This is a genomic window from Streptomyces recifensis, from assembly GCF_002154615.1.
Lineage (GTDB): Bacteria > Actinomycetota > Actinomycetes > Streptomycetales > Streptomycetaceae > Streptomyces > Streptomyces griseoluteus.
In genome coordinates this window covers 1-4666 of sequence record NZ_MUNH01000166.1, presented here as the reverse complement: position 1 = coordinate 4666, position 4666 = coordinate 1, and the positions used below count along the sequence as shown (strand labels likewise).

4 protein-coding genes and 1 pseudogene are annotated in these 4666 nt (G+C 73.5%); 3 read left to right on the top strand and 2 right to left on the bottom strand.

The features are described 5' to 3' along the window. A partial coding sequence (locus CCN33_RS10780; RefSeq protein ID WP_140394507.1) for a MerR family transcriptional regulator occupies positions 1-269 on the bottom strand: 269 nt, incomplete at its 3' end. A gap of 102 nt (positions 270-371) precedes the next feature. On the opposite strand from CCN33_RS10780, the gene CCN33_RS10775 reads away from it, so the two are divergent. The 3 genes from CCN33_RS10775 (at position 372) to CCN33_RS10765 (ending at position 4477) form a co-directional block, all read left to right on the top strand. Continuing rightward, positions 372-998 (top strand): sigma-70 family RNA polymerase sigma factor, encoded by a 627-nt coding sequence (locus CCN33_RS10775; protein WP_086693422.1) that lies wholly within the window; start codon positions 372-374, stop codon positions 996-998. A gap of 346 nt (positions 999-1344) precedes the next feature. Further along, positions 1345-4068 carry a glycoside hydrolase family 2 protein gene (locus tag CCN33_RS10770; RefSeq protein WP_086693424.1) on the top strand — a complete coding sequence of 908 codons (2724 nt, stop codon included), beginning with the start codon at positions 1345-1347 and terminating at the stop codon, positions 4066-4068. A 142-nt stretch (positions 4069-4210) separates the two neighbouring features. After that, complete coding sequence (locus tag CCN33_RS10765; RefSeq protein ID WP_086693423.1) at positions 4211-4477, top strand: GlsB/YeaQ/YmgE family stress response membrane protein; 267 nt, start codon at positions 4211-4213, stop codon at positions 4475-4477. A 9-nt stretch (positions 4478-4486) separates the two neighbouring features. On the opposite strand, the pseudogene CCN33_RS10760 reads toward CCN33_RS10765, so the two are convergent. Further along, positions 4487-4666 (bottom strand): annotated as a pseudogene (locus CCN33_RS10760) (GNAT family N-acetyltransferase); the annotation flags it as partial.

Below are 4666 nucleotides of genomic sequence, written 5' to 3'. Positions count from 1 at the left end.
CCGCGCCGACACCGGCCCGCGGGCGGGCCGGTGTCGGCGCGGGCGGTGCGGGCGGCCTCGGCGGGGGGTACGCCGGATGAGGTCAGGCGGCACATCGCCTCCAGTACGGCCACGTCGTCCGGGGTCCAGCGGCGGTGTCTGCCGTCGGCGCGGGCGGCGGGGCCGAGGCCGTAGCGGCGGTCCCAGGACCGCAGGGTGGTGGGCGAGACACCGAGCCGGCGGGCCAGGGCGCCGGTGGTCAGTCCGGCGCCGGGAACTTCGTCGTCCATACGTCGACTGTACGCCGGGAACGACGCAGAAACGATGCGAGTTGTCGGCGCCCGACACCGGCTCCCACGATGACCTGACCGTCCCACCCGAGGAGCCAGGTCATGAGCTCGTACCCGTCCCCGCCCGCCACCGCCGCGCCGCCCGTGGCCCCCACCGGGGACGGCTGCGACGACGAGGAGCTGGCACGGGGCCTGGTCGCGGGGGACGAGGACTGTCTCGCGGCCGTGTACCGGCGCTGGTCCTCGCTGGTGTACGCCCTCGCCCGCCGCGCGCTGGGGAACGCCGGTGAGGCCGAGGACGTGACCCAGCAGGTGTTCCTCGGGGTGTGGCGCGGCCGTGCGGGCTACCGGCCGGACCGGGGCCCGCTGGGCGGCTGGATCGTGGGCATCACCCGGCGCAAGATCTTCGACGCGCTGGCGGCACGCGCCCGGCGTGGCGAGCTGGTCGCGGCTGCGGCCGCGTCCCTGTCCCGCGCCACCCTCGGCGCGGAGACCGCCGCCGACCCGGAGACGGTGCTCGACCGGCTTCTGGTCCGCCGCGAGCTGGGACGGCTGCCGGCCGCCCAGCGCCGGGTGCTCTACCTGGCCTTCTACGAGGACCTCACCCAACCGCAGATCGCCGCCCGCACGGGCTGGCCGCTCGGCACGGTGAAGAGCCATGCCCGCCGCGGCCTGCACCGCCTGCGCTCCGGCATCGAGCGACGTGAACCCCTGGAGGCGGCCGTCTGAGCGGGGCTCGTACGAAGGGGAGGGGGAGTCCGAATCCGGTCGAAGTAATGCACGAACACCCCTACACATATGGGAATAAAAGGAGCAAAATAGACGGATACGCGATACGCGGCACTCCACCGCAGGCCCACCGGACGCGGTCGAGTCCGCTCGGTTCGACGGAAGGAGGACCGTACGCAGACTCCCACCGACAACGAAGGACGCGAGGCCGGTCCGCCGGAGCGGACCGGCCTCCTCGTGCGCGCGGGCGGCGCGCCCCGGGCGGAGGTCTTTGACACGGTTCGCGGCACTTTCTAGCTTGAGCCGGGCCACAGCGTTCCTTGACCTCACGAGGCTGGAGACCGCCCTGTCCGCTCGACTCGCCCTCGGCCGCCGCCTGGCCACGGCCGCCGCGTTCCTCGGCCTGATCGGCACCCTCACCACCACCGCCTGGGCGGACCCGAAGGACCACGCCCCGGCGCCACTTCCGGCCCCCGAAGCGACCCGCGTCCCGGACACGGCGGTCTCGGTCACCCCGCTGGCCTCCTTCGCCCTCCAGTCCACGGCGAAGGTGAGCGACTCGGCGGCCGACGTCTCCTCCCCCGGCTACCCGGCGCGCGGCTGGCACCACGCGGGCCCCCGCTCCACGGTCCTCGCCGCCCTGCTCGCCGAGGGCCGCTACCCGGACCCGTTCCGCTCGGCGAACCTGAGCAAGATCCCCAAGGCCGACTTCAAGGTGCCCTGGTGGTACCGCTCCGACTTCACCGTGGACGACACCTCCCGGCGCACCCGGCTCGACTTCAGCGGGGTCGTCCCGGCCGCCGAGGTGTACGTCAACGGCCACCGGGTGGCGACGGACGCGCAGGTCGAGGGCGCGTACACGCGGCACGAGCTGGACATCACCCAGCTGGTGCGGCCCGGCCGGAACACGGTCGCCTTCCGGGTCCGGCCCAACGATCCCGACCGGGACCTCAGCATGGGGTGGCTCGACTGGCTCCAGCCGCCCCCGGACCAGAACATGGGCCTGGTCCGCGACGTCCTGGTCCGGCGGGGTGGCCCGGTCGCGCTGGACGACGCCCATGTGGTGACCGACCTGGCCGTCCCGTCGCTGGCGACCGCCGACCTGACCGTGCGGGCACGGGTGCGCAACGACACCGGCCGCGCGGTCACCGCACTGGTCAGCGGCAGCGTCGCCGGGACCACGCTCACCCGCCGGGTCCCCCTCGCCGCACACGAGTCGCGTTCCGTCGCCTTCTCCCCCGCCGACGTCCCCGGCCTGCGCCTGCGGTCCCCGCGCGTGTGGTGGCCCGCCGGAATGGGCGGCCAGCCGCTGTACGGCCTGAGGCTCACCGCCTCCGTCGCCGGTGCCGTCTCCGACACCGCGCACGAGACCTTCGGCATCCGTGACGTCCGGGCGCCCCTGAACAAGGACGGCGCCCGCCAGTACCGGATCAACGGGCGCCCGCTGCTGATCCGGGGCGGCGGCTGGTCGCCGGACCAGTTCCTGCGCTGGGACCGGGGCTACGTGGAGGACCGGCTCCGGTACGTCCTCGACCTCGGGCTGAACACGGTCCGGCTGGAAGGGCACATCGAGCCGGACGAGTTCTTCGACCTGGCCGACCGGCTCGGCGTGCTCACGCTGCCGGGCTGGGAGTGCTGCGACAAGTGGGAGGGCCAGGTCAACGAGGACGGCTCCGGGGAGAAGTGGGACAAGGACGACCACGCGGTGGCGAAGGCGTCCATGGCCGCCGAGGCGGCCCGGCTGCGCACCCACCCGAGCGTCATCTCCTTCCTGATCGGCAGCGACGCGGCACCGAACGCCACGATCGAGAAGAACTACCTGGACGCGCTGACAGCGGCCGACTGGCCCACCCCCGTCGTCCCGGCCGCCTCCGACGACTCCTCGCCCAGGCTGGGCCGTTCGGGCATGAAGATGAGCGGCCCCTACGACTGGGTACCGCCCGCCTACTGGTACGCCAAGCGCGAGGGCGGCGCCACCGGCTTCAACTCCGAGACCAGCGCGGGGCCCAGCATCCCCACCCTGGACACGCTGCGCCGGATGATGACCCCCGCCGAGCTGGACACCCTGTGGAAGACCCCGGCGGCCAGGCAGTACCACCGCTCCCCGTCGGCGGTCTTCTCCACCCTCAAGCTCTACAACGACGCCCTCACCGCCCGCTACGGCGCCCCGGCCGGCCTCACCGACTACGTGCGCAAGGCGCAGCTCGCCCAGTACGAGAACGTCCGCGCCGAGTTCGAGGCGTACCGCCGCAACGCGCACGACGCCGGCAAGCCGGCCACCGGGATCGTGCACTGGATGCTCAACAGCGGCTGGACCTCGCTGCACTGGCAGCTCATGGACCGCTACCTCGACCAGAACGGCGCCTACTTCGGCGCCAAGAAGGCGGGCGAGCCACTGCACGTCCAGTACTCCTACGACGACCGCTCGGTGGTCGTCGTCAACGACCGCCACTCCCCCGCCGCCGGCCTCACCGCGCGGGCCACCCTCTTCGACCCCGACGGCACCCCGCGCTACGACCGCACCCTGACCGGGCTGCGCGTCCCCGGCGACGGCGCGCACGGCACCGCGTTCACGCTGCCCGAACAGCTCGGCGGCACCTCCCGCACCCACCTGCTGCGCCTGGTGCTCACCGGCCCCGACGGCCGGGAGGTGAGCCGGAACGTGTACTGGCTCTCCACCCTCCCCGACACCCTCGACTGGGCGCACACCGACTGGTACTACACCCCGTCGACCGCCTTTGCCGACCTCAAGGGCCTCTCCGCCATGGCACGGGTGCCGGTGTCGGCCACCGCCACCACCCGCACCTCGGGCGCGCTGTCCACCACGACGGTGACCCTGCGCCGCACCGGCGGCGGCCGGACGCCCGCCCTGCTGACGGACGTCCACCTGGTCGACGCCCAGGGCCGGCCGGTGCTGCCGGTGCGCTGGTCGGACAACCAGGTCGGGCTCTGGCCGGGCGAGTCGGTGACGCTCACCGCCGCCTACCGCACGGCGGACCTGCGCGGCTCGGCCCCACGGGTGCGGGTCTCCGGGTGGAACACCCCGGAACGGACGGTCCCCGCCTCCTGAAATCCCGCTCCGGCGGCGTCGTCCGCCGCCGCCACGGGCACACTCCCGTCGCGGGTTCCCGGGGGCGGCGCCGGAGTGGAGTGACTCCATCCGCAGCGGGCACACGGCACAGCAGCAGGGGCCGAGACCACTAGGGGTGGACATGGAGATTTCAGGACTCATCAGCGCCGTCATCATCGGCATCGTGATCGGTGTGCTCGGGCGGCTGGTCGTGCCGGGACGCCAGCACATCGGCGTGATCGTCACCATCCTCGTCGGCATCGTGGCCGCCCTGCTGGGCACGGCCATCGCGGCGGCCCTGGGTGTCGCGGACACGAACGGGCCGGACTGGATCGAGTGGCTGATCCAGATCGCGCTGGCCGCGATCGGCATCGCCGCGCTGGACCGGATGTTGGGCCGCCGCCACTGACCCCTTTGGTCACCTCTTGTAGAGATACGGCGTCGTGGTGGTGAGGGCGTGCAGCCCGAGGCGCTCCAGGACGGGGCGGCTCATGGCGGAGGCGTCCACCTGGACATGACGGCAGCCGTGGGCGGCGGCGACGCGGGTGCGGTGGGCGACCAGGGCGCGGTACAGGCCCCGGCCCCGCCACTCCGCGAC

What these genes read in the sequence shown, in the direction of transcription:
- CCN33_RS10765 (WP_086693423.1), top strand. Translation starts at nt 4,211, where the DNA reads ATGGAGATTTCAGGACTCATCAGCGCCGTCATCATCGGCATCGTGATC.
- CCN33_RS10775 (WP_086693422.1), top strand. Translation starts at nt 372, where the DNA reads ATGAGCTCGTACCCGTCCCCGCCCGCCACCGCCGCGCCGCCCGTGGCC.